This is a genomic window from Ruminococcus sp. 5_1_39BFAA, assembly GCF_964240875.1.
Taxonomy (GTDB): Bacteria; Bacillota; Clostridia; order Lachnospirales; family Lachnospiraceae; genus Blautia_A.
This window is the reverse complement of the sequence record NZ_CAXSVO010000004.1, coordinates 198,874-225,623: the sequence shown is the minus strand read 5'-3', so window position 1 is coordinate 225,623 and position 26,750 is coordinate 198,874. Positions and strand designations below refer to the sequence as shown.

Annotated in this window: 19 protein-coding genes, 1 tRNA gene, 1 pseudogene and 1 riboswitch; of the genes and pseudogenes, 18 read left to right on the top strand and 3 right to left on the bottom strand. The window is 47.7% G+C overall.

The window, feature by feature from the left end; translation table 11 throughout:
- Positions 1–18 precede the first annotated feature (18 nt).
- From era to ACESZH_RS07950, 3 genes are all read left to right on the top strand, one after another.
- The gene (gene era / locus ACESZH_RS07960; protein WP_373214142.1) at positions 19–933 is read left to right on the top strand and encodes a GTPase Era; all 915 of its coding nucleotides are present in this window, start codon (positions 19–21) and stop codon (positions 931–933) included.
- A 2-nt stretch (positions 934–935) separates the two neighbouring features.
- The gene (recO, locus tag ACESZH_RS07955) at positions 936–1,691 is read left to right on the top strand and encodes a DNA repair protein RecO (protein ID WP_373214140.1); all 756 of its coding nucleotides are present in this window, start codon (positions 936–938) and stop codon (positions 1,689–1,691) included.
- Between the two features lie 96 nt (positions 1,692–1,787).
- Positions 1,788–3,185, top strand: a complete 1,398-nt coding sequence (locus ACESZH_RS07950) for a glycine--tRNA ligase (protein WP_373214138.1) — start codon at positions 1,788–1,790, stop codon at positions 3,183–3,185.
- A 105-nt stretch (positions 3,186–3,290) separates the two neighbouring features.
- Here the strand turns inward: ACESZH_RS07950 and ACESZH_RS07945 are convergent, their stop codons facing one another.
- Positions 3,291–4,166 carry an aldose 1-epimerase family protein gene (locus ACESZH_RS07945; RefSeq protein WP_373214137.1) on the bottom strand — a complete coding sequence of 292 codons (876 nt, stop codon included), beginning with the start codon at positions 4,164–4,166 and terminating at the stop codon, positions 3,291–3,293.
- Between the two features lie 182 nt (positions 4,167–4,348).
- On the opposite strand from ACESZH_RS07945, the gene ACESZH_RS07940 reads away from it, so the two are divergent.
- The 4 genes from ACESZH_RS07940 (at position 4,349) to ACESZH_RS07925 (ending at position 10,724) form a co-directional block, all read left to right on the top strand.
- Complete coding sequence (locus ACESZH_RS07940; protein WP_373214135.1) at positions 4,349–5,614, top strand: 6-phosphofructokinase; 1,266 nt, start codon at positions 4,349–4,351, stop codon at positions 5,612–5,614.
- 220 nt (positions 5,615–5,834) lie between these two features.
- The gene (ppdK, locus tag ACESZH_RS07935; protein ID WP_373214133.1) at positions 5,835–8,459 is read left to right on the top strand and encodes a pyruvate, phosphate dikinase; all 2,625 of its coding nucleotides are present in this window, start codon (positions 5,835–5,837) and stop codon (positions 8,457–8,459) included.
- 129 nt (positions 8,460–8,588) lie between these two features.
- Entirely contained in the window at positions 8,589–9,605 is a 1,017-nt protein-coding gene (locus ACESZH_RS07930) for a zinc-binding dehydrogenase (RefSeq protein WP_373214130.1), read from the top strand.
- A gap of 21 nt (positions 9,606–9,626) precedes the next feature.
- Positions 9,627–10,724, top strand: coding sequence for a DUF362 domain-containing protein (locus ACESZH_RS07925; RefSeq protein WP_373214127.1), 1,098 nt, complete (start codon positions 9,627–9,629; stop codon positions 10,722–10,724).
- A 116-nt stretch (positions 10,725–10,840) separates the two neighbouring features.
- Here the strand turns inward: ACESZH_RS07925 and ACESZH_RS07920 are convergent, their stop codons facing one another.
- Positions 10,841–11,428 (bottom strand): AAA family ATPase, encoded by a 588-nt coding sequence (locus ACESZH_RS07920; protein ID WP_373214124.1) that lies wholly within the window; start codon positions 11,426–11,428, stop codon positions 10,841–10,843.
- A gap of 264 nt (positions 11,429–11,692) precedes the next feature.
- Here ACESZH_RS07920 and ACESZH_RS07915 point away from each other — a divergent pair, with 264 nt between their 5' ends.
- The 9 genes from ACESZH_RS07915 (at position 11,693) to ACESZH_RS07875 (ending at position 22,355) form a co-directional block, all read left to right on the top strand.
- A complete protein-coding gene (locus ACESZH_RS07915; protein WP_373214121.1) occupies positions 11,693–13,378 on the top strand; it encodes an alpha-glucosidase in 1,686 nt (561 codons plus the stop codon).
- 96 nt (positions 13,379–13,474) lie between these two features.
- The gene (locus ACESZH_RS07910; RefSeq protein WP_373214118.1) at positions 13,475–14,293 is read left to right on the top strand and encodes a xanthine dehydrogenase family protein subunit M; all 819 of its coding nucleotides are present in this window, start codon (positions 13,475–13,477) and stop codon (positions 14,291–14,293) included.
- Positions 14,283–14,759: a (2Fe-2S)-binding protein gene (locus ACESZH_RS07905; protein ID WP_373214115.1), complete on the top strand. Its 477-nt coding sequence runs from the start codon at positions 14,283–14,285 to the stop codon at positions 14,757–14,759. Before ACESZH_RS07910 ends, ACESZH_RS07905 begins: the two co-directional genes overlap by 11 nt.
- Positions 14,756–17,047: a xanthine dehydrogenase family protein molybdopterin-binding subunit gene (locus tag ACESZH_RS07900; protein ID WP_373214112.1), complete on the top strand. Its 2,292-nt coding sequence runs from the start codon at positions 14,756–14,758 to the stop codon at positions 17,045–17,047. The genes ACESZH_RS07905 and ACESZH_RS07900 overlap by 4 nt, the downstream gene beginning before the upstream one ends.
- A 1-nt stretch (position 17,048) precedes the next feature.
- Positions 17,049–18,167: a DUF6077 domain-containing protein gene (locus tag ACESZH_RS07895; RefSeq protein WP_373214109.1), complete on the top strand. Its 1,119-nt coding sequence runs from the start codon at positions 17,049–17,051 to the stop codon at positions 18,165–18,167.
- Positions 18,168–18,229: 62 nt separating this feature from the next.
- Positions 18,230–19,075 (top strand): hypothetical protein, encoded by an 846-nt coding sequence (locus tag ACESZH_RS07890; RefSeq protein WP_373214106.1) that lies wholly within the window; start codon positions 18,230–18,232, stop codon positions 19,073–19,075.
- A gap of 96 nt (positions 19,076–19,171) precedes the next feature.
- A riboswitch (Lysine riboswitch) is annotated at positions 19,172–19,345 on the top strand.
- A 98-nt stretch (positions 19,346–19,443) separates the two neighbouring features.
- Positions 19,444–21,060: a Na+/H+ antiporter NhaC family protein gene (locus ACESZH_RS07885; RefSeq protein ID WP_373214104.1), complete on the top strand. Its 1,617-nt coding sequence runs from the start codon at positions 19,444–19,446 to the stop codon at positions 21,058–21,060.
- Positions 21,061–21,308: 248 nt separating this feature from the next.
- Positions 21,309–21,380 (top strand) — tRNA-Arg (locus ACESZH_RS07880).
- 54 nt (positions 21,381–21,434) lie between these two features.
- Positions 21,435–22,355: an SH3 domain-containing protein gene (locus ACESZH_RS07875; protein ID WP_373214101.1), complete on the top strand. Its 921-nt coding sequence runs from the start codon at positions 21,435–21,437 to the stop codon at positions 22,353–22,355.
- Positions 22,356–22,413: 58 nt separating this feature from the next.
- Here the strand turns inward: ACESZH_RS07875 and ACESZH_RS07870 are convergent, their stop codons facing one another.
- A complete protein-coding gene (locus ACESZH_RS07870) occupies positions 22,414–23,808 on the bottom strand; it encodes a polysaccharide deacetylase family protein (protein ID WP_373214097.1) in 1,395 nt (464 codons plus the stop codon).
- 162 nt (positions 23,809–23,970) lie between these two features.
- Between ACESZH_RS07870 and ACESZH_RS07865 the strand changes: the two are divergent.
- Both ACESZH_RS07865 and ligA read left to right on the top strand, forming a co-directional pair.
- Positions 23,971–24,672 (top strand): annotated as a pseudogene (locus ACESZH_RS07865) (pseudouridine synthase); the annotation flags it as partial.
- A gap of 88 nt (positions 24,673–24,760) precedes the next feature.
- A complete protein-coding gene (gene ligA / locus ACESZH_RS07860) occupies positions 24,761–26,746 on the top strand; it encodes an NAD-dependent DNA ligase LigA (RefSeq protein WP_373214094.1) in 1,986 nt (661 codons plus the stop codon).
- Positions 26,747–26,750 lie beyond the last annotated feature (4 nt).

Sequence of the window (26,750 nt, the reverse complement as noted above, 5' to 3'; positions counted from 1 at the left end):
AAGAGGAGAGGATATTACATGAATGAAAATATAAGATCAGGCTTTGTGGCAATTATCGGACGGCCAAATGTGGGAAAATCCACATTGATGAATCATTTGATCGGTCAGAAGATTGCCATCACATCGAAGAAGCCCCAGACCACCAGAAACAGGATCCAGACGGTGTATACCTGCGAAAAAGGACAGATCGTCTTTCTGGATACGCCGGGAATCCATAAGGCAAAAAATAAGCTGGGGGAATACATGGTGGCAGTGGCGGAGCGCACTTTAAAGGAGGTGGACGCCATCATGTGGCTGGTAGAGCCAAGTACTTTTATCGGAGCGGGAGAGCGGCATATCGCGGAGCAGCTTCAGAAAGTGGGCGTACCGGTCATTCTGATCATCAATAAGATTGACACGGTGAAAAAAGAGGAGATTCTTCCGGCTATTGATACCTACCGGAAAATCTGCGATTTTGCGGAGATCATTCCCTGCTCTGCCCTGAGAGGACACAATACAGGGGATATCATTGACAGTATTTTCAAATACCTGCCTTACGGACCAATGTTTTACGATGAGGATACGGTGACAGACCAGCCCCAGCGCCAGATCGTGGCGGAGATCGTGCGTGAGAAAGCGCTTCATGCGCTGGATGCGGAGATTCCCCATGGAATTGCCGTGGCGGTGGATAAGATGAAGGAACGTCCCGGTTCAGGAAAGAATCCGCTTATTGACATTGAGGCAACGATCATCTGTGAGCGGGACTCCCACAAGGGCATCATTATCGGCAAAGGGGGCGCCATGCTGAAAAAAATCGGCTCCAACGCCCGTTACGAAATGGAAAAAATGCTGGATGCCAAGGTGAATCTGAAGCTTTGGGTCAAGGTGAAAAAGGATTGGCGTGACAGCGATTTTATGATGAAAAACTTTGGCTACGATAAGAAGGAAATCTGACTATGAGCGACCTGATTACGGTACAGGGAGTTGTGCTGTCTGCAATGCCAATGGGAGAATATGACAAGCGTATCGTACTTCTTACAAGAGAAAGGGGAAAAATTTCTGCCTTTGCAAAGGGTGCCAGGAAGCCAAACAGCCCCTTCAGGGCGGCGGCAAGTCCCTTTGTATTCGGGACCTTTACCCTGTATGAGGGGCGGAGCAGTTATAATCTGAACCAGGCAGAGGTTACGCATCAGTTTGTGGAGCTTGCAGGCTGCCAGCCGGGGATCTACTATGGATATTATTTCCTGGAGCTTGCGGATTACTTCGGAAGAGAGGGCACTGACGAAAAGGAGATGATGAATCTTCTGTTTATTACGGTGAAGGCTCTTTTGAACCCAAAGATTGAGGACAGGCTGGTACGGTGCGTGTATGAGCTGCGCACGATGGCTGAGCAGGGGTTGATGCCCAGGATTTTCCGGTGCGTGTACTGTGATAAGGAGCTTTCCGGAGAGGATTTATTTTTTTCGCAGGAAAGCCACGGGGTGGTTTGCCGGGAATGCCTGGTAAAGGAAAACATATCGGATGGGAAAAGGATTTCCCCGGCAGCGCTATATGCCATGCAGTATATTGTGAGCATGCCTATGGGAAAGCTTTACACATTTACCTTAAGCGAAGACGCGCTGAGGGAGCTGGAACGCCATATCCATACTTATGTAGCGGAAAACACGGACAAAAAATTCAAAAGTCTTCAGATTTTGGAAATGATGTGCTGAATTTGTGCGGATTTGCGGTTGAAAAACAGAAGGGATGCTAGTATAATATTGGCATTGTGAAATGGAAATTTAACAAAGATAATGAGGAGAGATATCATGGAAAAAACAATGGAGAAAATCGTGGCTCTGGCAAAAGCCAGAGGATTTGTCTATCCGGGTTCCGAGATTTACGGCGGCCTGGCAAACACCTGGGACTACGGAAATCTCGGCGTTGAGCTGAAAAACAACGTAAAACGTGCATGGTGGCAGAAGTTTGTACAGGAGTCCCCTTATAACGTGGGCGTGGACTGTGCGATCCTGATGAACCCGCAGACATGGGTTGCTTCCGGACATCTGGGCGGTTTTTCCGATCCGCTGATGGATTGTAAAGAGTGTCATGAGCGTTTCCGTGCAGATAAGCTGATCGAGGATTTCTGCGCAGAAAAAGGAATTGCGATCGAAGGCGGTTCCGTGGACGGCTGGTCACAGGAAAAAATGATGGACTTTATCAGAGAAAATCAGATTCCCTGCCCTACCTGCGGAAAGCACAATTTTACAGACATCCGTCAGTTCAACCTGATGTTTAAGACCTTCCAGGGTGTTACCGAGGATGCAAAGAACACCGTATACTTAAGACCGGAGACTGCACAGGGTATTTTTGTAAACTTTAAGAACGTGCAGAGAACCTCACGTAAGAAAATTCCGTTTGGTATCGCTCAGATCGGTAAATCCTTCCGTAATGAGATCACACCGGGTAACTTTACTTTCCGTACCCGTGAGTTTGAGCAGATGGAGCTGGAGTTTTTCTGCGAGCCTGATACAGATCTGGAGTGGTTTGCATACTGGAAGCAGTTCTGTCTTGACTGGTTAAGCTCCCTGGGACTGAAGGAGGATGAGGTACGCTACCGCGACCACTCTCCGGAAGAGTTAAGCTTCTACAGCAAGGCTACCACGGATGTGGAATTCCTGTTCCCATTCGGCTGGGGTGAGCTTTGGGGTATTGCAGACAGAACGGATTATGATCTGACACAGCATCAGAATGTATCCGGACAGGACTTAAGCTACTTTGATGATGAGAAGAAGCAGAAATACATTCCTTACGTAATCGAGCCGTCACTGGGAGCTGACCGTATGGTGCTTGCTTTCCTGTGCAGCGCATACGATGAGGAAGTCCTGGATGCAGAAAAGAACGATGTACGTACTGTTCTTCATTTCCATCCGGCTCTGGCTCCTGTAAAGGTAGGCGTTCTGCCGCTTTCCAAAAAGCTGGCTGAGGGCGCAGAAAAGATTTACCAGCAGCTCTCCAAAAAATACAACTGTGAGTATGATGACCGCGGAAATATCGGAAAGCGTTACAGAAGACAGGACGAGATCGGTACTCCGTTCTGCGTGACCTATGACTTTGATTCCGAGACAGACGGCTGTGTAACAGTCCGTGACCGTGACACCATGGAACAGGTTCGTGTGAAGATTGATGAGCTTGATGCATATTTTGCAGATAAATTTACATTCTAAAAATCTGTGACTGCTGTCGCAGACAGCGGGAGAAATTTTATAAAAAGGAAGAGGTGTCCCTCAGGTCATACAGGCCTGGGGGACACCTTTTGTATTGGCGTAATATCAAAAAACTTCAATGGAATAGGCTGTCTCAAACATTTCATCCAGTTCGAGGGTATTGATAAAGGGTTTGTCAGAAAGCTCTCCTGAAAATCCGCAGTCGTCACAGCGTCCCATCCATGGCTCCAGACATACAAAGGGGGCTCCGGGAGCGGCCCAGATACCGAAATTCGGAAATCCGGTGCAGCGGACCTCCACATAAGGCGTGCCGTCCGGAAGTGCGATTCCTGCCCGGGCGATCTGGTTGTCAAAAACAAGGGCATCGTGGTCAAACATGTGCTCGTCTATGGGGCATGAGCCGTTTTCAAGCGTGAGTGTCCTGGGCTTATCCGGCAGGGCGGTACCTGTCTCCGGATCCAGAAGAAGATAAGTAAGGCTTTCCTGTCCGTCAAAGGTCAGGCGGTAGTCGCTCTGTCTGGTATCGGGGAGAACCGGCACGTTGAAGGCCGGATGACCGCCGATGGTAAAGTACATAGGACCATCGCTGTGGTTCTCCACCTTCCAGCTTATGGTGAGACCACGTCCGTTTAAAATATGCCGGATGCGCAGCACAAAATCAAAGGGATAATTTTCTTTTGTGGCTTCATCGAACCGGATCTGGTGGGTTACGGAATCCGGAGTGGAATCGACACACCGGAAATCGGTATCCCGGGCAAAACCATGCTGCTTGGACGGATATTCCTGACCATTTATCCGGTAGTGATTGCCGAAATGCTTGCCTACGTTAGGAAAAAGCACCGGCGCATGGCGGCTCCAGAAGGCCGGGTCTGCCTGCCACATGACCTCCCGTGATTTTTCCTTATCCCAGATGCTTACAAGCTCTGCACCATGGTCATCAATGCTGACCTTTAAAAATTCATTCTCTAAAGTGCGAATCATACCAAAACCTCCTAAAAATATACATTAAGCCTTTTCAGTATAGCACATATTTATCAATTTGACGACATAAAGAGCAGTTGTTTTCAAATGAAATATATAGATTAAACAGTTTTTTATTGACTTTTTTTTCACGATTTGTTAATATTGACAATCATAGGCCGTTTTAGAGGAGGATGATGACCATGGCTAAGAAAAGAAACATCATTGTAGGACAGTCCGGAGGCCCTACATCTGTAATTAACTCCAGTCTCGCAGGCGTATATAAAAACGCCATTGAACGTGGATTTGATAAGGTATACGGAATGCTCCACGGAATCCAGGGACTTTTGGATGAGGAGTATATCGATCTGTCCACTCAGATCCATTCCGAGCTGGATATTGAGCTTTTAAAGAGAACACCATCTGCTTTTTTAGGCTCCTGCCGTTATAAGCTTCCTGAGATTCATGAGGACCGTTCTATTTATGAGAGGATCTTTGTAATTTTAAATAAACTGGATATCGACGCATTTATTTATATCGGCGGAAACGATTCCATGGATACTATTAAGAAGCTGTCTGACTATGCGATCCTTACAGGACAGACACAGAAATTTCTTGGTGTTCCAAAGACAATCGACAATGACCTGGCTCTTACGGATCACACACCTGGATTCGGAAGTGCTGCAAAATATATCGGCGCCTCCACAAAAGAGGTTATCCGCGATGCAGAGGGACTTACCTACAAGAAAAATATGATCACCATTATGGAGATCATGGGACGTAACGCAGGATGGCTTACCGGAGCAACTGCGCTTGCAAAGACAGAGGACTGCGATGGTCCGGACCTGATTTATCTTCCTGAGGTTCCCTTTGATGTGGACAAGTTCCTGGTTAAGGTAAAAGAACTGTTAAGCAAAAAGTCTTCCATCGTGATCGCTGTTTCCGAGGGTATTAAGCTGGCTGACGGACGTTATGTCTGTGAGCTTGGAAGCACAGGCGATTATGTGGATGCATTCGGACACAAGCAGCTTCAGGGAACTGCCACTTATCTGGCAAACTTCCTGGCAGCAGAGTGCGACTGTAAGACACGTGCAGTAGAGCTTTCCACCTTACAGAGAAGCGCTTCCCATATGGCATCCCGCGTGGATATTGACGAGGCATTCATGGTAGGCGGTGCAGCTGTTAAGGCAGCAGACGAAGGAGATACCGGAAAGATGATCGTCATTGACCGTGTTTCCGATGACCCGTATATGGCTGCAACAGGAATCTACGATGTACATCGTATTGCAAATGAGGAGAAGCTGGTTCCGAGAAGCTGGATGAATAAAGATGCAACATACGTGACCAAAGATTTCGTAGATTACATCAAGCCGTTGATCCAGGGCGATTACCAGCCAATTATGGTAAATGGTCTGCCGAGACATCTTGTTTTGACGAAACCTGTCACAAGAAAGAAAAGAGAGAAATAAATTGCCTTTTTTGGATGAGGAAAAACTATATAATGCAGAATTGACATTCAGGGTGCATCATGGGGGTGATGCACCCTGTTTTTGCCATATATACTAAAAATCTGCCAACTTTTTGCCAGAATAACCTTGACTATTCTACAAGAAATCTATAAAATAATTATGTGCGTATAGAAAACATATTTCATGTCGACGAACAAATTTATTAGGAGGAAAATGTAAAATGGCAAAATGGGTTTACATGTTTACAGAAGGTAACGCAAACATGAGAAATCTTCTGGGCGGCAAAGGCGCAAACCTTGCTGAGATGACAAACCTTGGTCTTCCTGTACCGCAGGGCTTCACCATCACAACTGAAGCTTGTACTCAGTACTATGAGGACGGAAGACAGATCAATGATGAGATCATGGCTCAGATCATGGAAGCAATTACCAAAATGGAAGGAGTTACCGGAAAGAAATTTGGTGACAAAGAAAATCCTCTGCTTGTTTCCGTTCGTTCCGGTGCCAGAGCATCCATGCCAGGTATGATGGATACCATCCTGAACCTCGGTTTAAACGAAGAAGTAGTAGACGTTCTGGCTGAGAAATCCGGCAATCCTCGTTGGGCTTGGGACTGCTACAGAAGATTCATTCAGATGTATTCTGACGTAGTTATGGAAGTTGGTAAGAAATATTTCGAAGAGCTTATCGACAAGATGAAAGCTGAAAGAGGCGTGACTCTGGATGTTGAGCTTACAGCAGATGACCTGAAAGAGCTGGCTAACCAGTTTAAAGCTGAATATAAAGAAAAAATCGGCGCTGATTTCCCAACTGATCCGAAGGAGCAGTTAATGGGCGCTATCAAAGCCGTATTCCGTTCCTGGGACAACCCGCGTGCAAATGTTTACCGTCGTGACAACGATATCCCATATTCCTGGGGAACCGCTGTAAACGTACAGATGATGGCATTTGGTAACATGGGTGACGACTGTGGTACTGGTGTTGCATTTACCCGTGACCCGGCTACAGGAAACAACGGTCTGTTCGGTGAGTTCCTGACAAATGCACAGGGCGAGGACGTTGTTGCTGGTGTTCGTACACCTATGCATATTTCCGAGATGGAGCAGAAGTTCCCGGAAGCATTCGTACAGTTTAAAGAGGTTTGCAAAACTCTGGAGAACCACTACAGAGATATGCAGGATATGGAGTTTACCGTAGAGCATGGTAAATTATATATGCTTCAGACACGTAACGGTAAGAGAACTGCACAGGCTGCTCTGAAGATCGCTTGTGACCTCGTTGATGAGGGAATGAGAAGTGAGGAAGAAGCAGTTGCAATGATCGATCCGCGTAATCTTGATACACTTCTTCATCCGCAGTTCGACGCTGCTGCATTAAAGGCTGCTACCCCGATCGGTAAAGGTCTTGGTGCTTCTCCTGGTGCTGCTTGCGGTAAAGTTGTATTTACTGCTGATGACGCAGTTGAATGGGCAGAGAGAGGCGAGAAGGTTGTTCTTGTTCGTCTTGAGACATCCCCAGAGGATATCACAGGTATGAAATCTGCACAGGGTATCCTGACTGTTCGTGGTGGTATGACCTCTCACGCAGCCGTTGTTGCACGTGGTATGGGTGAGTGCTGTGTATCCGGCTGCAGCGAGATCGCTATGGACGAAGAGAATAAGAAATTCACTCTGGCTGGTAAAGAATTCCACGAAGGAGACTGCATCTCCATCGACGGTACAACCGGTAACATTTACGAGGGAATCATCCCGACAGTAGACGCTACCATCGCTGGTGAGTTCGGAAGAATCATGGCATGGGCTGACAAATACAGAACTCTGAAGGTTCGTACAAATGCAGATACTCCGGCTGACGCAAAGAAAGCTGTTGAGCTTGGCGCAGAGGGTATTGGTCTTTGCCGTACCGAGCATATGTTCTTCGGTGAGGGACGTATCGATGCATTCCGTGAAATGATCTGCTCCACAACTGCTGAGGAGAGAGAGAAAGCACTGGAGAAGGTTCTTCCATATCAGCAGGAAGACTTCGAAGGACTGTTCGAAGCACTGGAAGGCAACCCAGTTACCATCCGTTTCCTGGATCCGCCGCTTCATGAGTTCGTTCCTACTGAGGAAGAGGACATTAAGAAGCTTGCAGAGGCTCAGGGCAAGACTGTAGAAGAGATCAAGACTGTTATCGAGTCTCTTGTAGAGTTCAACCCGATGATGGGACATCGTGGATGCCGTCTGGCAGTTACCTATCCGGAAATTGCTAAGATGCAGACAAGCGCTGTTATCCGTGCAGCTATCAATGTAAAGAAAGCTCATGCTGACTGGAACATCAAACCAGAGATCATGATTCCGCTTGTTGGCGATATCAAAGAGCTGAAATACGTTAAGAAGTTTGTTGTTGAGACTGCAGATGCAGAGATCGCAGCAGCAGGCGTTGATCTGAAATACGAAGTAGGTACTATGATCGAGATCCCGAGAGCAGCTCTGACTGCTGACGAGATTGCAAAAGAAGCTGACTTCTTCTGCTTCGGTACCAACGACTTAACCCAGATGACTTACGGCTTCTCCCGTGATGACGCTGGTAAGTTCCTGAACGCTTACTATGACGCTAAGATCTTCGAGAACGATCCATTCGCAAAACTCGACCAGACTGGCGTTGGCAAGTTAATGGAAATGGCAATCAAATTAGGAAAACCGGTTAACCCGAACCTGCACATCGGTATCTGCGGTGAGCACGGCGGAGACCCGACATCCGTAGAATTCTGCCACAAGATTGGTCTGGACTATGTTTCCTGCTCACCATTCCGTGTTCCGATCGCACGTCTTGCAGCAGCTCAGGCAGCTATTGCTAACAAATAAGAGTTATTCATTCCGTAATGGCTGACGGCAGCCGGATTATGAAATGAAATAGGATAAGCGTACCATTAGAAATAGTGGTACGCTTGCTTATTATGATGGTATTAAGAAAACAAAAGCAGGAGGCAGCAAATGAGAGTTGTATATGTAAAAGCACCATTTCAGTTTGAAATCAGAGAGACAGAAATTCCGGAGCCGGGCGAGGGGCAGGTATTGCTGGATGTGCGCGCATGTGCAGTGTGTGGGACGGATATGCATACTGCAGCCACAGATGCGGAAGACTTCCAGAGCTTTGGGCATGAGATCGCAGGCGTGACGGTAAAGAACGGTCCTTTCGCATCCAGGTTCCAGCCGGGGACAAAGGTGATCATAGAGAGCGGAACCTTTTGCCATGTATGTGAAAACTGCCGGAACGGAAGACCGGATATCTGTACCAATGGCATCAGTGTGATCGATGACCTGGAAATCAGCGGATATGCAGATTATATGGTGGTACCGGAGCAGGCGCTTGTACCTTTTGACGGGCTGGAATTTGAGGAAGCTGCCCTTTCTGAGCCGCTTGGGGTTGCCATGGACTTGTTTTACACCACAGGAATTGAATTGAACGATGATGTGGCGGTAGTGGGACTTGGTCCCATCGGGCTTATGACCATCGCGCTTGCAAAAGCAGCAGGAGCAAGAAATATTTACGCTGTTCAGAGAAGCAGCCGCTCCCAGGCGCGGATCGCCCTTGCGAAAAAGCTTGGGGCAACAGACGTGATCATTACATCTGAGACTAAACTGACAGATTATCCTTTCCCAAGAGGCGGCGTGAACAAGATCATGATAACGGGTGCACCGGCAGTGATTCCGGAAACATTTAAGATTGCCCTTTACGGCTGTATCATCGGATTTTTAGGAATTGATATGCAGCATGGAGACATCACATTCAATGCGAATGATTTCCATTTTAAGAAGCTGCAGCTCCGTGCGTCGTATGCAGTTCCGGCTCTGTGGTTCCCGCGCGCGCTGGAGCTTTTGAAATCAAAGGTGGTGGACCCGAAGGATTTCATTACACAGACCTTCCCGTTGGAAAAAATAGAAGAAATGTTTATAAAGCAGCGGGATCACGGGGAAGATGTCATTAAGATGGCTATGGTAAAGAAATAAGATTTTTCGGAGTTATGGATAATGGAAAAAAATCAGATTTACATTAAGTGCGGAACCGAGTATACAGACATGACGAAGGAGCTGCTTACCCAGTGCAGACTGGATGGGCTGATTGGTGACAGAAAGCTTAGGATTGGCATAAAACCCAATCTGGTTTCTCCTACGGAGGCCTCCTTCGGCGCAACGACCCATCCTGAGGTCGTGGCAGGAATCATTGAGTATCTGCAGGAACAGGGCTTTCAAAATCTGGTGATCATGGAAGGCTCCTGGGTGGGAGACAAGACTGCTGAGGCATATGAGGTGTGCGGCTACCGCGCGCTTTCCGAGAAATACGGAGTTCCTTTCCTTGATATGCAGAAGGAGAAGAGTATTTCCAGGGATTGCGGCGGAATGAAGCTAAATCTCTGCGCTGCAGTGGAAAACATTGATTTTCTCATCAATGTTCCTGTGCTGAAGGGACACTGCCAGACCAAAATCACCTGTGCGCTGAAGAATATGAAGGGACTTATCCCAAACTCCGAAAAAAGACGTTTCCATGCAATGGGGCTTCATAAGCCCATTGCTCATCTGGGCGTTGGGATCCGTCAGGATTTTATTGTAACCGATAATATTTGCGGAGATCTTGATTTTGAGGACGGAGGAAATCCTGTGGTGATGAACCGGATCCTGGCAGGCCGTGACCCGGTGTTGATGGATGCTTATGTATGTCACATGATGCATTATGAGGTATCAGAGGTACCATATATTGAGATGGCGGAGGCGCTGGGGGTTGGCTGCGGTGATATTTCAAAGGCTGATATCCGTATCTGCGGAGCGGATGGAGGTGGGGAGATACCGAAATCCAGAAAGGTCGTGGAGCTTGCGGATGCGGTGGAGGAGGTGGAATCCTGCAGTGCCTGCTACGGCTACCTCATCCCTGCGCTGGAAATGCTGAAGCAGGACGGCCTGTTTGATAAGCTGGACACAAAAATCTGCATCGGTCAGGGCTTTCGGGGAAAAACGGGAGAGCTCGGCATTGGACACTGTACGAGAAACTTTTCGCATCATCTGGAAGGCTGTCCGCCTACAGAAAACCAGATATACGGATTTCTGAAAAAGTATCTGGAAGACAGAAAATGATAAACAAAGTGTGCGCCTTTGCGTAAACTTGCGCCAAAACGCTCCCGCAGCAGCAGGTCTCGCGGCTGTGGGAGCGTTGTATCAGAACATATCAATTGTCTAAAGCAGGTGTCCGTTTACAGGCTTTCTTTTATCATCTGAATGATCTGCTCTTTTGTAAATCGTCCGCTGTTGATGCAGAGGTCGTATTGCGTCATATCCATCCATGATTCATCGGTAAAATATTCATAGTAGGAGCGGCGTTCCTTGTCTGTCTTTTTTACAAGCTTCCGAGCACTTTTCTCCTCGCGTCCGGTACGCTCTATCACGGTACGAATCCTATCCTCCAGAGAAGAGTAAATAAACACGCTGAGGGCTTTATCCTTCAGGATGTGGTTCGCGCAGCGGCCTACGATCACGCATTCTTCACGTTCAGCCAGATCCAGAATGATTTTTTTCTGTAGGTCAAACAGAACATCATTCATAGGGATAAAATGATATTCGGAATTCATCTGAATTTCCTGGTCTACCGGAAAACGCCATTGGTTGGCTTTTTTCTCGTCTACTTTGGCAAACTCATCAAAGGGAATGTTTTTTTCGCGGCTTGCCATTTCAATCAGTTCCTTGTCATAAAAATGGATGCCAAGCTCTTCTGCAAGGGTCTTGCCGATGATACGCCCGTTGCTTCCGTACATACGGTTTATGGTAATGATTCGTTTACTCATATCCGAACCCTCCTTTCGCTTTCCTAATATCCTGCGGTTTTATAAAATATATATTTTCTGATCTTTTATAAGATTATATCACGATTTTTTGAAAAATACCAGAAAAACTCCTAAAAATTTCGAAATATTTAAAGGAGAATTGTGCGAAATTCAAAGGAGATCCAGACAGAGCAAAACACAAGAAAAAACCTATTGACGTGCTGAGATATTCAGGCTAATATAGAGTGCGATTTGAATTTTTGATAAATGCGAGGATTTACAGCAATGAAAAAACAGTGGTGGCATGACAAGGTGGCATATCAGATTTACCCAAAAAGCTTTTACGATTCCAATGGGGACGGCATTGGAGATATTCCGGGAATCATCTCAAAGCTTGATTATTTAAAGGACCTGGGTGTGGATATTGTGTGGCTTTCCCCGATCTACCAGTCGCCTCTGGCGGACCAGGGATACGACATTTCCGACTATTATAAGATCGATCCCCGTTTCGGCACCATGGAGGATATGGACCGTTTGATCGCGGAGGCAAAAAAGAGAGAGATGTATATCCTGATGGACCTTGTGGTAAATCACTGCTCGGATGAGCATGAGTGGTTCCAAAAAGCGATCCAGGACCCTGACGGAAAGTACGGAAACTTTTTTTACATTCAGGACAGGAAAGAGGGAGAACCCCTTCCATGTAATTGGAGAAGCTACTTCGGCGGCCCGGTATGGGAGCCGCTGCCCGGTCATCCCGATAAGCAGTATCTCCATGTTTTCCATAAGAAACAGCCGGATCTGAACTGGGAAAATCCGGAGGTTCGCGAGGAGGTATATAAAAACATCCGCTGGTGGATGGAAAAGGGTCTGGGCGGATTCCGCATTGACGCAATCATTAATATAAAGAAAAAGCTTCCTTTTGCAGATTACCCGGTTGACAGGGAGGACGGCTTAAGTCCCATCGGATATATGCTGGCTGACGCAACCGGAGTAGGAGATTTTCTGGGAGAAATGCAGGAAAAAGCCTTTGCACCATATAATGCCTTTACAGTGGGTGAAGTATTTAACGCAAAGGATGAGGAGCTGAAGGATTTTATCGGGGAAGGCGGCTATTTTTCTACCATGTTCGATTTCTGTGAAACCTGTTACGGAAAGAGTGCCAAGGGCTGGTATGATTCCAGGAAATATCTCACTCCCGAGGAATACAAGTCCTGTATTTTCCAGGCGCAGAAAAAGATCAGCGGAATCGGTATGATCTCCAATATTATTGAAAATCATGACGAGCCAAGGGGTGTGAGCCATTACATCCTTCCTCAGGATCTGTGCGATGAGTCCAAAAAGCTTCTTGCAGGCGTCTATTTCCTGCTGAAGGGTCTGCCCTTTATTTACCAGGGGCAGGAAATCGGTATGGAGAACATGAAATTTACGGACAAAGGGGAAATCGATGACATCAGTACCCTTGACGAGTATCAGGTTGCCCTGGAAGCGGGAAAAAGCCAGGAAGAAGCCCTGGAAACAGCATCCGCCTTTTCCCGTGACAATGCCCGCACACCCATGCAGTGGAACAGCAGGGAACATGCAGGCTTTACCACAGGGAAACCGTGGCTTCATGTAAACCCCAATTACATGGATATTAACGTGGAGGCACAGGAAAAGGATGAGGGCTCCGTTCTTTCCTTTTACAAAAAGCTTACCCGTCTGAGAAAGGATCCACAGTATTCCGAAACATTGGTTTATGGAGAGTTCCGCCCTTATCTGGAAAAAAAGAAAAATCTCATTGCGTATGAACGTGTGGGAGAGAAGCACCTGTTGATCCTGGGGAATTTCCAGAATGAGGAAAGGGTGGTGGACCTTCCGGAAAAGGCTTTAAATGTGCTCTTAAATAATTTAAAGCATGGCATTTTTACAGATAAGGGAAAGAAAATCCTTCTTTCCGCCTATCAGTTTGTGGTTCTGGAATTGGAAAAGTAAAATCCTGTCTCAGATAAATTATAAGAATCCGGTCAACTTCTATGGAAATTTGGCCGGATTCTTGTTATACTTACGGAAAAAGAAAGGAAGAGACGGATGCTGAAAATAAAAAATTATGTAAAGGCACAAAGCCTGGAAGAAGCATATGAGCAAAACCGAAAAAGAACAGCCTGCATTCTGGGCGGGATGGTTTGGCTGAAAATGGGAAACAGAAATGTATCCACAGCCATCGACCTTTCAGGACTGGGACTTGACACTATAAAAGAGACAGATAAAGAATTCGTTATCGGCTGTATGACACCTTTGCGTGATCTGGAGCTGCATGAAGGATTAAATGCCTATACACAGGGAGCCATGAGAGAGAGTCTGCGCCATATCGTAGGTGTGCAGTTTCGAAATTGCGCTACAGTGGGAGGGAGTATCTGGGGACGTTACGGATTTTCCGATGTGCTCACCATGTTTCTGGCGCTGGATACGTATGTAGAGCTGTATCACGGAGGGATCATCCCCCTTGCGGAATTTGCGGAAATGCCAAAAGACCGCGATATTCTGGTGAATGTGATCGTGAAAAAGACAGCTCATAAAACCGTATACATAAGCCAGAGAAACACAGAGACAGATTTTCCGGTGCTTACCTGTGCAGTATCTGTGTCAGGGGACAGAGTCTGTACCGTATATGGGGCAAGACCCTCCCGCGCTATGATCCTGGAGGACAAAAAGGGAATTCTGGAGGGCTTTTCCGGCATGAATGAGGAGGAACGCCGTCAGGCGGCTGAGAAATTTGCTCTGTATGCGTGGGAAAATGTACCTACTGCCGGAAATATGCGGGCTTCGGGAGAATATAGAAGCCTTCTTGTAAAGGTTCTGACAAAAAGAGCTTTGGAAGCAATAGGAGGGATGAAGGATGAAGATTAGTTTCTGGCTTAACGGCGTGAAACGTGAGGAAGAGGTACAGCCGGATACCATGCTTCTGGACTTTCTGCGTTCTTTGGGCTGCTTAAGCGTAAAAAGAGGCTGCGAAACAGCGAATTGCGGTCTTTGTACAGTTATGGTGGAAGAGCGTCCCGTGCTTTCCTGTTCCACTCTGGCTGTACGCATAGATGGAAAAAGAGTTGTCACCCTGGAGGGAATGCAGAAGGAAGCAGAAGAATTCGGCACCTTTTTGGCAGGAGAGGGGGCAGAGCAGTGCGGCTTTTGCAACCCTGGTTTTATCATGAACATTTTCGCCATGCTAAAAGAACTGGAAAACCCTACGGAAGAGCAGATCCGGGAATATCTGGCAGGAAATCTCTGTCGCTGCTCCGGCTTTGTGGGACAGACCAGAAGCATTCTGAAATATCTGGAATATAAAAGATCACAGGAAAAGGAGGGGGACGCATGAAGTTTGTAAACCAGCCGGTACCGAAAAAGGATGCGATGGCTTTGGTGACCGGAAAGCCGGTTTATACGGATGATCTGGCTCCAAAGGACTGCCTGCTCATAAAGATTTTAAGAAGTCCCCACGCCAATGCCTGGGTGGAGGAGATCGACACATCGGCAGCGGAAAAGATCCAGGGGATCGCCTGTGTGCTGACGTATCAGGATGTGCCGCAGAAGCGTTTTGCCACAGCAGGGCAGACCTATCCGGAATTAAGCCCCTATGACAGACTGATCCTGGATCAGCATCTGCGCTTTATCGGAGATCCGGTAGCGATCGTGGCAGGAGAGACAGAAGAAGCGGTTGACAAGGCATTAAAAAGGATTAAGGTAAAATATCGCGTGGAAACGCCCGTCCTTGATATGCACACGGCAAAGGACAATCCGGTCTTAGTCCATCCGGAGGAGGACTGGGAGTCAAAGATTCCGGTAGGTGCGGATAACAAGCGGAATCTTGCTGCCTCCGCAACTGAAAAAATGAATGATGTGGAGGAGGTTCTTTCACAATGTAAATATACGGTGGATGAAGTTTATCATACAAAGGCAGATCAGCAGAGCATGATGGAAACCTTCCGTACCTACTGTTATATGGACTATTTCGGACGTTTGAATGTGGTATCCTCCACACAGATTCCATTCCATATCCGCAGAATCGTGGGAAGAGCGCTGGATATCCCATCCTCTAAGGTGAGGGTGATCAAGCCGCGCATTGGCGGTGGTTTCGGGGCAAAGCAGACTTCTATCTGTGAGGTTTATCCGGCAATTGTGACATGGAAGACAGGAAGACCGTCCAAAATCGTGTACTCCAGATATGAGTCCCTGATCTGCGCTTCGCCCCGTCATGAGATGGAGGTCCATGTTCGGGCAGGTGCAGACGAAAATGGTATCGTAAAGGCTATTGATATTTATGCCCTTTCAAATGGCGGAGCCTATGGCGACCATAGTCCTACTGTAGTAGGGTTGACTGGTCATAAAGCCATTGCCCTTTACAGAAATCTGGAAGCGTACCGATTCTGCTATGATGTGGTGTATACCAATGTACAGGCATCCGGCGCGTACCGAGGCTATGGGGCGACCCAGGGTATTTATGCTGTGGAATCTGCTATTAACGAGCTTGCCCATAAAATGAACATGGATCCATATAAGATCCGTGAACTGAATATGCCGCTGGAGGGTGAGCAGATGTACGGATATGATGGAAATCTGACTCACACAGCAAGCTGCGCCATGGACCGCTGCCTTGCAAGGGCAAAGGAAATGATCGGATGGGATGAGAAATATCCATGCCGTGATATGGGAAACGGCAAGGTAAGAGGCGTAGGCATGGCGATGGCTATGCAGGGATCCTCCATTGCCTGCGTGGATGTGGGCGGTGCAACCATGAAATTAAACGAGGATGCCTCCTACACGCTGGGACTTGGCTGTGCCGATATGGGTACAGGCTGCGATACCATACTGGCGCAGATGGCGGCTGACTGTATGGAAACCGAGCTTTCCAGGGTAGTGGTATTTGGAGTGGATACCGATATCTCGCCATATGATTCCGGCTCCTATGCCTCTGCCACTACCTATGCCACAGGAAATGCGGTAGTCCGTGCCTGTGAGGAACTGCGGGAAAAAATCTGTGCTCTTGGAGCAAAAATGCTGGAGACAGTACCGGAAGATGTGGAGTTTGACGGTGAGAAGGTTTCCTGTGGAGAAAAGAGCGTATCTCTCCGGGATATTGCCCTTCAGGGAACTTGCGGAAACTGTCAGGAGCTGCAGGTGACTGCCAGCTTTTCCTCAACCATATCACCGCCTCCCTATATGGCAGGCGCTGCGGAAGTGGAAGTGGACACAGAGACAGGAAGCGTTCATGTGGTGGATTATGTGGCTGTTGTGGATTGCGGAACCCCTATAAACCCGAACCTTGCCAGAGTTCAGACGGAGGGCGGCATTGTCCAGGGTATTGGCATGGCGCTCACCGAGGATGTACAGTATACGGACAAGGGAAAAATCCGAAACAATTCCTTTATGCAATATAAGCTGCCCACCAGACTGGATATCGGGGACATCAGAGTGGAATTTGAGAGCAGCTATGAAAAAAGCGGTCCTTTTGGAGCAAAATCTATTGGAGAGCTTGTGATCGATACGCCTTGTCCGGCCATTGCAGATGCAGTCTACAATGCTACCGGGGTGCGTGTGCGGGAGCTTCCCATTCTGCCGGAAAAAATTGCAATGGGAATTTTGAAACAGAAACTGGAGAAAGAGTAGAATGCGAGAATTGATTGTGGCTGCTGCAGGAATGGTTCTGCAGCTTGCGGTATTTTTCTGCATCGGAAGCCTTGTGATGTATGGACTGAAAATGAAGGCCGAGGCATCCCTTGCGGTGGTACTGGGATTTTTGGCATATTTTGCCCTCTTTGAACTGATCGCTGTGCCTATGACGCTGGCGTTGGTGCCCTTAAAGGTTTTAACCATTGTCTGGGCTGTTCTGATGGCAGTGCTTGTGTGTGCTGCTGTGGCATTGCTGCATAGACAGTGGAAAACAAGACTTATAGGAGCAGCAGGAGAAATCCGAAGGGAGCATTCGGTATGGATTCTAGCTGCGGCTGCGGCGGTGGGACTGCAATGCCTGATCGTGGTGCTTTTTCAGGATGTCGCCCAGGATGCGGCCTATTATGTGGGAACAGTGAGCACATCGGTGTATACGGGAACGCTGGGACGGTTTGATCCTTTTACCGGGAACGCATTAAAAAAATTTCAGGCAAGATACATTTTGTCTGCGTTTCCTATGAATAACGCAGTATGGTGCAATCTGCTGGGCCTTCCGGCTCTGATCCAGTGCAAGGTCGTGATGTCTGCCATCAATGTGCTGGTAGCAAATCTGACGGTTTACCAGATTGGAAAGAAATTGTTCCGCGGCGGAAAAAAACAGGCGGATCTGATGATCTGCTTTGTATGCCTGCTGAATCTTTTTTCAGATACTATTTATATGTCAGGAGCATTCTTTTTCACCCGTTCCTATGAAGGGAAAATGCTTCTGGCGAATATTTCCATTCCGGTGGCGCTTTTTGCCGCACTTTGGCTGTGGCAGCTCTGGAATGAGAAAAAGACCACAGGAATCGGAACAGAGAAATGCCTGCCTGCCGTACCGGGAGAAGAACGGAATGTATGGATCATGCTGTTTCTTGTCAGTGCAAGTGCAGTCTGCTTTTCCGGTTCTGCGATCATCTATCCGGCGGCGATCAGCGCAGGGGTGCTGCCTCTGATCCTTATAAAGAGAAAGTGGAAAAAGCTGATTCCTTATATACTGTGTATGCTGCCAAATATCATTCATGCAGGGATATATTTGTGCGCAGCGCTGAAGCTTATTACCCTGAAGGCTGCCTGAGGAGAATGAGGTGTTAGGAAAAAGGCAGCAGCAGGGCGATCATAATTTAGACAGGAGCGTTTATGGCTGGAGTAACGGTAAAAGAATTGGGACTTTCCTTTGTGAAGGTCTGCATGGAGACATATTGGGGAAGCTGTCTCTTTCCCCTTTTATTCCTGGCGGGACTGGTGTGGACGATCATTCGGCACAGGGACCAGGCTCCCAGAGTTTTTCTGTATGAGACATTGTTTCTGGTGCTTACTGTGTACAATCCCATTCTGGTAAAAATGGTGATTCCCAGGCTGGATTTTGAAACGGAATATTACAGGTTTATCTGGATCCTTCCGGTAATCCCGGGGGTGGCGTATTATGCTGTGCGCCTTGTTTTTTCCCTGAAGAAAAGGCTTTCAAGGGCAGCGGCAGTATTGGTGCTGGCGGTTGTGATCATGGTGGCGGGAATTCCCATTCAGGGAGTGGTAAAGGGCTTTTCCATGACAGAGAATCTGTACAAGGTTCCCAATGATCTGCGGGCGGTGTGTGATGTGATCCATTCAGACAGCGAAAAAGAGAATCCCAGAGTGATCTTTGACAATAAGCTGAATTCTGTGGCAAGGCAGTATGACCCGTCCCTTGGGCTTGTGCTGGAGCGGAATATCGTGCTGTATCTGCAGGGCAGTACCGTAGTGGGAAGTTTTAATGAGGACAGCCGCAGGTTTAAGCGTCAGAAGGCAATTGTAGATGTGCTCTATGAGCAGAAGGATAATGTAAAGGTCAGCTTTTTTAAAAAGGTTCTCAGCAGGACAAAGACCGATTATCTGGTGGTTCCGGTCAATAACACAAAGCATGATTTCGTGAAGAAGGCAGGGTGCGAGGCGCTAGCCCAGACGGAGAATTATGTGGTGTATCGTTTTGACTGGGAAAATAAGTGACAATATGTGACAAAAAATGAGGAAATAGTAAATAAGGGTTGCTATTTTGGGAAAAAGCTGATACAGTAGATTCATCTTTATATTAACTGAATACAAAAATAAGATAGAGGTGCAGGATTCAAGAGTATTTCCGGGCAGACAGGCTTTTGGCGGGCCGTCCGGCGAAGAAAGGGGAAACTGCCGAAGAAGCTTCACCAGCCAAAGGGCGGACTTCTGGGATGACGCAGAATATGCGGCGTACTGTCACTGTTGTGGAGCGCTATCATAGGTATCAAACATGGGAAGACCATAAGCCATGAACATGCTCCAGTTGGCGGAGCGTGCTTCATGGCTTATTTTGTATCAGCAAAAGAGGGAGGAAATCGATAATGAAAAGTAACCGTAAGAAACTGTCAGTGTTCCTTATGACAGCACTGATGGCAGTTCTGGTCAGCCCAATGACTGTTTTGGCAGCAGAGGAGGCTTCAGAGCAGCCTGCAATGTATGCAACCTTCTGGGCGTTGGTTCCGCCTATTGTGGCAATTGCACTGGCGCTGATCACCAAAGAAGTATACAGCTCTCTGTTTATTGGAATCCTGGTGGGCGCGCTGTTTTACTCTGGTTTTAAGTTTGAGGGCACTGTAAACCACATTTTCAGCGATGGTATCATCAGTGTTCTTTCTGACAGCTACAATGTGGGTATTCTGGTATTCCTTGTAATTCTGGGAACGATGGTATGTCTTATGAACCGTGCCGGAGGCTCTGCCGCATTCGGGCGCTGGGCCAGCAAGCATATCAAGACCCGCGTGGGAGCAGAGCTTGCCACGATCCTTCTGGGCGTTTTGATTTTTATTGACGACTATTTTAACTGTCTGACCGTGGGAAGTGTTATGCGTCCTATCACAGATAAGCACAATGTTTCCCGTGCAAAGCTTGCGTATCTGATCGATGCTACGGCGGCTCCGGTTTGTATCATTGCACCGATTTCTTCCTGGGCAGCAGCAGTCAGCGGTTTTGTGCCGGGGGAGGATGGTATGTCCATATTTGTGCGTGCTATTCCTTATAACTACTACGCGCTGCTTACGATCGTGATGATGGTGGGTATGGTTATTATGAAAGCGGAGTTTGGTGCAATGGGTGTTCATGAGTCCAATGCGCTGAAGGGCGACCTGTTTACTACCGCAGCACGTCCTTATGCTGCTGCAGAGGAGGGAGAAGGAAACCCGAAGGGAAAAGTTATAGATCTTCTGATCCCGATCCTTTCCCTTGTGATCTGCTGTGTAATCGGAATGATATACACAGGAGGATTTTTCAGCGGAACAGATTTTGTAACAGCATTTTCCCAGAGTGATGCTTCTGTGGGACTTGTTTTGGGAAGCTTCTTTGGTCTTCTGATCACCATTATCCTGTATATGATCCGCCGGGTGCTTTCCTTCCGTGACTGTATGGCGTGTATTCCGGACGGCTTTAAAGCCATGGTTCCGGCAATCCTGATCCTGACCTTTGCATGGAGCTTAAAGGCTATGACGGACAGCCTGGGTGCGGCTGAGTTTGTAGCAAATCTGGTACAGTCCTCTGCGGGAAGCCTGATGAAGCTGCTTCCGGCTATTGTATTTTTAGTAGCCTGCTTCCTGGCCTTTGCGACAGGAACTTCATGGGGAACCTTTGGAATATTGATTCCGATCGTAGTAAATGTATTCGCAAATACAAACGAGAACCTGATGATCATCTCCATCTCTGCCTGCATGGCAGGTGCTGTATGCGGTGACCACTGTTCACCGATTTCAGATACTACGATCATGGCATCAGCAGGAGCACAGTGCGATCACGTAAACCATGTATCGACACAGCTTCCTTATGCAATCGTAGCGGCAGCCGTTTCCTTTGTGACTTACATCATCGCGGGATTTGTGCAGAATGCTTTTATCTGTCTGCCGATTGGTATTGTCCTGATGCTGCTTGTACTGGCTGTGATCAAACAGCGGTTTTCGGACTTAAATGAATAGGCTGGCTGAGCCATAGGAAAGATCCGCCAAATATCCATAAAGAATGGGAGGCTGTCTGCTGCCCGGATGTTTGGCGGAAATTTTTTCTTTTTTTCTGAAAATAAAAAAACTTTACAATTAAAGGAGTTTGTGGTAATATTAATTACAGTTTAGGTGTGTACAACTTTGACAATTTCATACACAATCAAGTGACACGCACTTAGTGGCAGGTTTGATTCCTGGGGTTAGGAAATTAAATTTGCACATATGCACCTGTAGCTCAGTGGATAGAGCAGTGGTTTCCGGTACCATGTGCGGGGGTTCGATTCCCTTCAGGTGTGTTGCCTGGAACGGTTGGGCGTTCCGGTGCGTTGTATTATAAGGAGGACAAGAACTTGGATAATTTCAGAGAATGGTTATCAGATAACCTTCGCTATTTTATGCTGGGCGGAGCGATTCTGTTAATCTGTGTTGTCCTGTTTTTCGGTGTCCGTGCCTGTATCGGAAGTAAGAAGGGTAATTCTGATGCGGACGGGGATACACAGCAGGTAACAACCGACAACAACCAGGGAAATGTTCCTTCTTCTCCGGCAAAAGATGGGGAGACTGACGGGAAGAAAGACGCCAATCCCATGGAAACGGGTAATGAAGAGATTACCTCACTGATAGAGAGCTATTACAAGGCTCTGGGGGAAAAAGATATTGCAACGCTGAAGACTCTGGTAGACAATCTTCCGCCGTCTGATGAGTCAAGAATCACCAATGCAAAGGATTATATTGAAGGGTATGAGGTAAGCGATGTTTATACCAAGAAGGGTATGGATGAAGAGTCCTATGTGGTGTACGTCAGCTTTTATTATATCTGCGAGGGTATCGAGACAAAGGTGCCGGCACTGACACAGTTCTATGTGTCTAAGGACAGTGAAGGCAACTGGAAGATTAACGGTGCTGCGTATGATGATGCGGAGATTACTGCTTATACGGAAGAACTGGAGTCGGATGACGATGTAAAAGAGCTGACTGCGGATATTAAGAAGCAGTATGATGACGCACAGGAGCAGGATGCTGATCTGGCTGCATTTCTCGATGGTCTTGGCGAAGACGCAAGTACCACTCCGGCAGCTCCGGACGGTACGATGATGACAGTTACCAAGGGCTGTAATGTTCGTGCAGAAGCCAGCAGTGACGGTGAGATTATCGGCGGGCTTGATGCAGGAACAGAGGTGGAGAAAAAAGGTCAGAGCGGTGAGTGGATTCAAATTGAATATGAGGGGCAGGAAGCATTCGTGCATGGAAGCCTTCTTGAAGAAAAGTGATAATAAAAAAGACGTTGGATCGTTCCAACGTCTTTTTTGGCTGTCAGGGATAGGAAAATCAGCCGGTGAAGCTTCCGTAGGAAACTCCGGGCTGCAGTTCGATCCCTTTGTCAGCGGCAAGCTCGTGGATGGTGACAAGATCATATCCCTGTTCAATGAGTTTGGGGATTAGGATTTCAGCAGCATCTACTGTGGCTTTGTAAATATCGTGCATCAGAATGATGGCTCCGTCCTGTGCATTGTCCAATACATTCTGGACGGTTTGGTCCACATCCTGTGTCTCCCAGTCCAGTGTGTCTACGGACCAGAGGATCATAGGCCTGTCTGTGGCGGCTGAAACCGTGTCGTTAATGGCGCCGTAAGGCGGGCGGATCACGGTAGCAGCATGTCCTACAAGATTGGTGATTTCCTGGTCAGTCTGGGAAAGCTGACTGCTGATTCCTTCAGCAGAAAGTGTGGTAAAGTCTGTGTGGTCATAGGAATGATTCCCAATCTCGCAGCCTAAAGCCTCCATTCTGGAAAGCGGCTCCGGGAAATTCAGGATCTCCTTTCCTACAAGGAAAAAAGTTGCTTTTGCGTTATTTGCTTCCAGACAGTCCAAAAGCCTGTCTGTGAAGTCGCTTGGCCCATCATCAAAAGTGAGGGCAAGCTTTTTGCGCGGTTCCTGCGGCTGCTCGGCAGGAGCATCGGATGCGGCTTCCGGATCGGTGGCAGCGGCGTCAGGAGAGTCTTCCGGATCGGCGGCAGCGGCGTCGGGTACAGCTTCCGGCTCAACAGCGGCAGCATCCGGTATAGTTTCCGGCGTTGCCTCCGCAGCCGGAGGTTCGGTGGAACTGATGTAGGCAAATGTTTTTGGCTGAACTTCACCATCCTGAACAGGAGTGGGATCGCCCTGCTGGGCGCCGTCAGCTCCAAAGTGATAAAGTTGTCCTTCGATTACCACATCACCTGTCTGCATTACCCCATCCGCATTCAGGTAGTAACGGTTCCCGTCGGCCTCCAGCCATCCTGTCTGCATCACTCCGTTGGCATCAAAATAGTACCGATGACCATCTGTATCCGTAAGCCATCCTGTCAGCGCTACTCCATTGACCATAAAGTACCAGTTGCTGCCCTGCGGTGTCCATACACCGGACGCGGCTTCCGGGGAAGTCTCCGGCGGTGTTGACTGGGGAACGGGGGTGGGTGTTGGCTCGGGAGTAGGCGTTTCCACAGGAACCTCCGGGGAAGCCGGTACATCCTGCCCGCCTGGGTCTGTATTTTCTGCCACAGTACCATCCGATTTGATTGCGGAATCATCCACATTTTCGGCTACGAACATATCCGGCATCTGCTTGTCACTTATAGGGGAAGTGGTGGCGGAGGACTGTGTAAGGGTCGTTCCGCATCCCAAACATAATAAGACGGCAAGGAGCGCCAGAGCTTTGTTTGTCCGTTGTTTACGGCCTGGCATATAATTCCTCCTTTATATATGTAATTCGTACGCGGAACAGCATCCGCGAAATGTAACTCAATCATACAATATACGACAGGAAATTACAAGTGCAAAGTCCTGGGCTAAACTGTAACCAAGAATAGCCTTGCAGATACTGTGAAAAAAATATATAATGAAACAATGGACGAAAACAAAAATCTGGCTGGATGCCAGGACACGGAAAAAGAAAAAAGCGGAGAGATCCGTATCAATAAATATTTGAGTGAGGCGGGAGTTTGTTCCAGGCGTGAGGCAGACAGGCTTATAGCAGAAGGCCGCATTACAGTAGACGGGCATGTGGCTCTTCCCGGGGAAAAGCTTTTGCCCGGTTCTTTGGTATATGTGGATGGAAAAGCTGTAAAAAAGGAGGAAAAGAAGGTTCTGCTTTTATTTTACAAACCCAGGGGGCTTGTGTGCAGTACAAAGAAGCAGAGGCAGGAGACTACCGTTACGGAATTTCTGAATTACCCCATCCGCATTTATCCCATAGGGCGCCTTGACAAAGAATCGGAGGGGCTTCTCCTTCTGACCAATCAGGGCGATCTGGTAAATAAGATCATGCGTGCCGGAAATTACCACGAAAAGGAATATCTGGTAACGGTGGATAAGCCGGTGGATCAGGAGTTTATGAAAAAAATGGCTTCCGGCGTGCCCATTCTGGACACGGTGACAAGACCCTGCTTTACGGAAAAAACCGGAAATAGAAGCTTCCGTATTATTCTTACTCAGGGGCTGAACCGACAGATTCGCCGCATGTGCGAATATTTTGGGTACAGGGTCATTTCACTGAAAAGGGTGCGGATCATGAATCTGACACTGGATGGACTGCATGAAGGCGGTTACCGCGAAATCACAGAAAAAGAATGGAAAAATCTGGAGCAGGCTATAGCTGCCTCATCCAGCGAAACTGTAATAGAATCAGGAGGACATCATGGAAAATTCCCTACATCGAATGAAAGAGCTGTCAGAAATACTGGACAAAGCGGCAAAGGCTTACTATCAGGAAGACCGGGAAATCATGAGCAATCTGGAGTACGACAGGCTTTACGACGAGCTGGTGGCTCTGGAGCAGAAAACAGGCACCGTTCTGGCAAACAGTCCCACCGTAAAGGTAGGGTATGAGGCACTGGAACAGCTTCCGAAGGAAGCACACGAAAGCCCAATGCTTTCCCTGGATAAGACAAAGGAGCGGGAAGTGCTCCGGGAATTTATAGGAGAGCATAAAACGCTGCTGTCCTGGAAGCTGGATGGTCTTACGATTGTGCTCACATATGAAAATGGCGAGCTTTTAAAAGCTGTAACGCGGGGAAACGGTGTGGTAGGAGAGGTCATCACCAACAATGCCAGAGTATTTAAAAATATCCCGCTTAAGATCCCCTATAAAGGAAGACTTATCCTGCGTGGTGAGGCGATCATCACTTATTCGGATTTTGAGCGCATTAACGAAGAAATTGAGGATGTGGATGCAAAATATAAAAATCCCAGAAACCTCTGCAGCGGTTCCGTACGCCAGTTGAATAACGAGATTACGGCAAAGAGAAATGTTCGTTTTTACGCCTTTGCATTGGTGAGCTGCCAGCCGTTGTCGGAAGCAGTGGCAGCGGAGCAGAGTGTCGATTTCCAAAATTCACGGGAACAGCAGTTTCTTTGGCTGAAGGCACAGGGCTTTGATGTGGTGGAATACAGAGCGGTTACCAGTGACGATTTGGATGAGGCGATGGAGTATTTTTCCACGGCCGTGTCAGAAAATGATTTCCCATCCGATGGACTTGTGGCGGTTTATGACGATATCTCATATGGAGAATCCCTGGGAACTACGGCAAAATTTCCGCGGAATTCCTTTGCATTTAAATGGGCGGATGAGATGCGGGAGACGCGGCTTAAGGAGATCGAATGGAGTCCATCCCGTACAGGACTGATCAATCCGGTGGCGATCTTTGAGCCTGTGGAGCTGGAGGGAACCACCGTGAGCCGGGCAAGTGTCCACAATATCAGCATTTTAAAGGAACTAAAGCTTGGCATCGGAGATACCATAAAGGTGTACAAGGCGAATATGATCATTCCCCAGATAGCGGAAAATCTCACAAGAAGCGGAAATCTGACGATTCCGGATACATGTCCTGCATGCGGCGGCGCGGCACGGGTCAAAAAGGAGAACGAGGTGGAGGCCCTTTACTGCACCAACCCGGACTGCGTGGCAAAAAAGATAAAGGCGTTTACCCTGTTTACAAGCCGTGATGCTATGAATATTGACGGACTTTCCGAAGCAACCCTGGAGAAATTTATCGGAAAAGGGTTTATCCATAACTTTGGGGACATTTTTGAGATAGACAAGCATCGCGAGGAGATCGTTGCCATGGAGGGATTCGGGGAAAAATCCTTTGAAAACCTGATGGCGAGCCTGGAAAAAGCAAAGGATACTACTCTGGCAAAGGTGATATACAGTCTGGGAATTGCAAACATCGGACTTGCCAATGCAAAAGTGATCTGCAGATATTTTGACGACGATCTGGAAAAAATCCGCGAGGCAGACGAAGAGGAAGTAAGTGCCATTGAGGGAATCGGTCCTGTTATTGCCAAAAATCTGGTGGAATATTTTAAAAATGAAGAGAATAACAGGAAGCTGGATCATCTAATGGGGCATCTCAGGCTACGCAGGGAGGAAAGCAGCCAGGAACAGGTTTTTGCAGGGCTGACCTTTGTGATCACCGGAAGTGTGGAGCAGTTTGCCAACCGCTCCGAGGTAAAGGCTTTCATTGAAGCAAGAGGAGGAAAGGTTACCGGGTCTGTAACAAAAAAGACAAGTTATCTTATCAATAATGATACAACGTCCACTTCCTCAAAAAATAAAAAAGCCCGTGAGTTGGGCATTCCCATTTTGTCAGAAACGGATTTTTTGAAGCTGACTGAGGCATAAACGA

Coding starts and splice junctions, on each gene's coding strand:
- era (WP_373214142.1), top strand. CDS start 19: ATGAATGAAAATATAAGATCAGGCTTTGTGGCAATTATCGGACGGCCA.
- recO (WP_373214140.1), top strand. CDS start 936: ATGAGCGACCTGATTACGGTACAGGGAGTTGTGCTGTCTGCAATGCCA.
- ACESZH_RS07950 (WP_373214138.1), top strand. CDS start 1,788: ATGGAAAAAACAATGGAGAAAATCGTGGCTCTGGCAAAAGCCAGAGGA.
- ACESZH_RS07945 (WP_373214137.1), bottom strand. CDS start 4,166: ATGATTCGCACTTTAGAGAATGAATTTTTAAAGGTCAGCATTGATGAC.
- ACESZH_RS07940 (WP_373214135.1), top strand. CDS start 4,349: ATGGCTAAGAAAAGAAACATCATTGTAGGACAGTCCGGAGGCCCTACA.
- ppdK (WP_373214133.1), top strand. CDS start 5,835: ATGGCAAAATGGGTTTACATGTTTACAGAAGGTAACGCAAACATGAGA.
- ACESZH_RS07930 (WP_373214130.1), top strand. CDS start 8,589: ATGAGAGTTGTATATGTAAAAGCACCATTTCAGTTTGAAATCAGAGAG.
- ACESZH_RS07925 (WP_373214127.1), top strand. CDS start 9,627: ATGGAAAAAAATCAGATTTACATTAAGTGCGGAACCGAGTATACAGAC.
- ACESZH_RS07920 (WP_373214124.1), bottom strand. CDS start 11,428: ATGAGTAAACGAATCATTACCATAAACCGTATGTACGGAAGCAACGGG.
- ACESZH_RS07915 (WP_373214121.1), top strand. CDS start 11,693: ATGAAAAAACAGTGGTGGCATGACAAGGTGGCATATCAGATTTACCCA.
- ACESZH_RS07910 (WP_373214118.1), top strand. CDS start 13,475: ATGCTGAAAATAAAAAATTATGTAAAGGCACAAAGCCTGGAAGAAGCA.
- ACESZH_RS07905 (WP_373214115.1), top strand. CDS start 14,283: ATGAAGATTAGTTTCTGGCTTAACGGCGTGAAACGTGAGGAAGAGGTA.
- ACESZH_RS07900 (WP_373214112.1), top strand. CDS start 14,756: ATGAAGTTTGTAAACCAGCCGGTACCGAAAAAGGATGCGATGGCTTTG.
- ACESZH_RS07895 (WP_373214109.1), top strand. CDS start 17,049: ATGCGAGAATTGATTGTGGCTGCTGCAGGAATGGTTCTGCAGCTTGCG.
- ACESZH_RS07890 (WP_373214106.1), top strand. CDS start 18,230: ATGGCTGGAGTAACGGTAAAAGAATTGGGACTTTCCTTTGTGAAGGTC.
- ACESZH_RS07885 (WP_373214104.1), top strand. CDS start 19,444: ATGAAAAGTAACCGTAAGAAACTGTCAGTGTTCCTTATGACAGCACTG.
- ACESZH_RS07870 (WP_373214097.1), bottom strand. CDS start 23,808: ATGCCAGGCCGTAAACAACGGACAAACAAAGCTCTGGCGCTCCTTGCC.
- ligA (WP_373214094.1), top strand. CDS start 24,761: ATGGAAAATTCCCTACATCGAATGAAAGAGCTGTCAGAAATACTGGAC.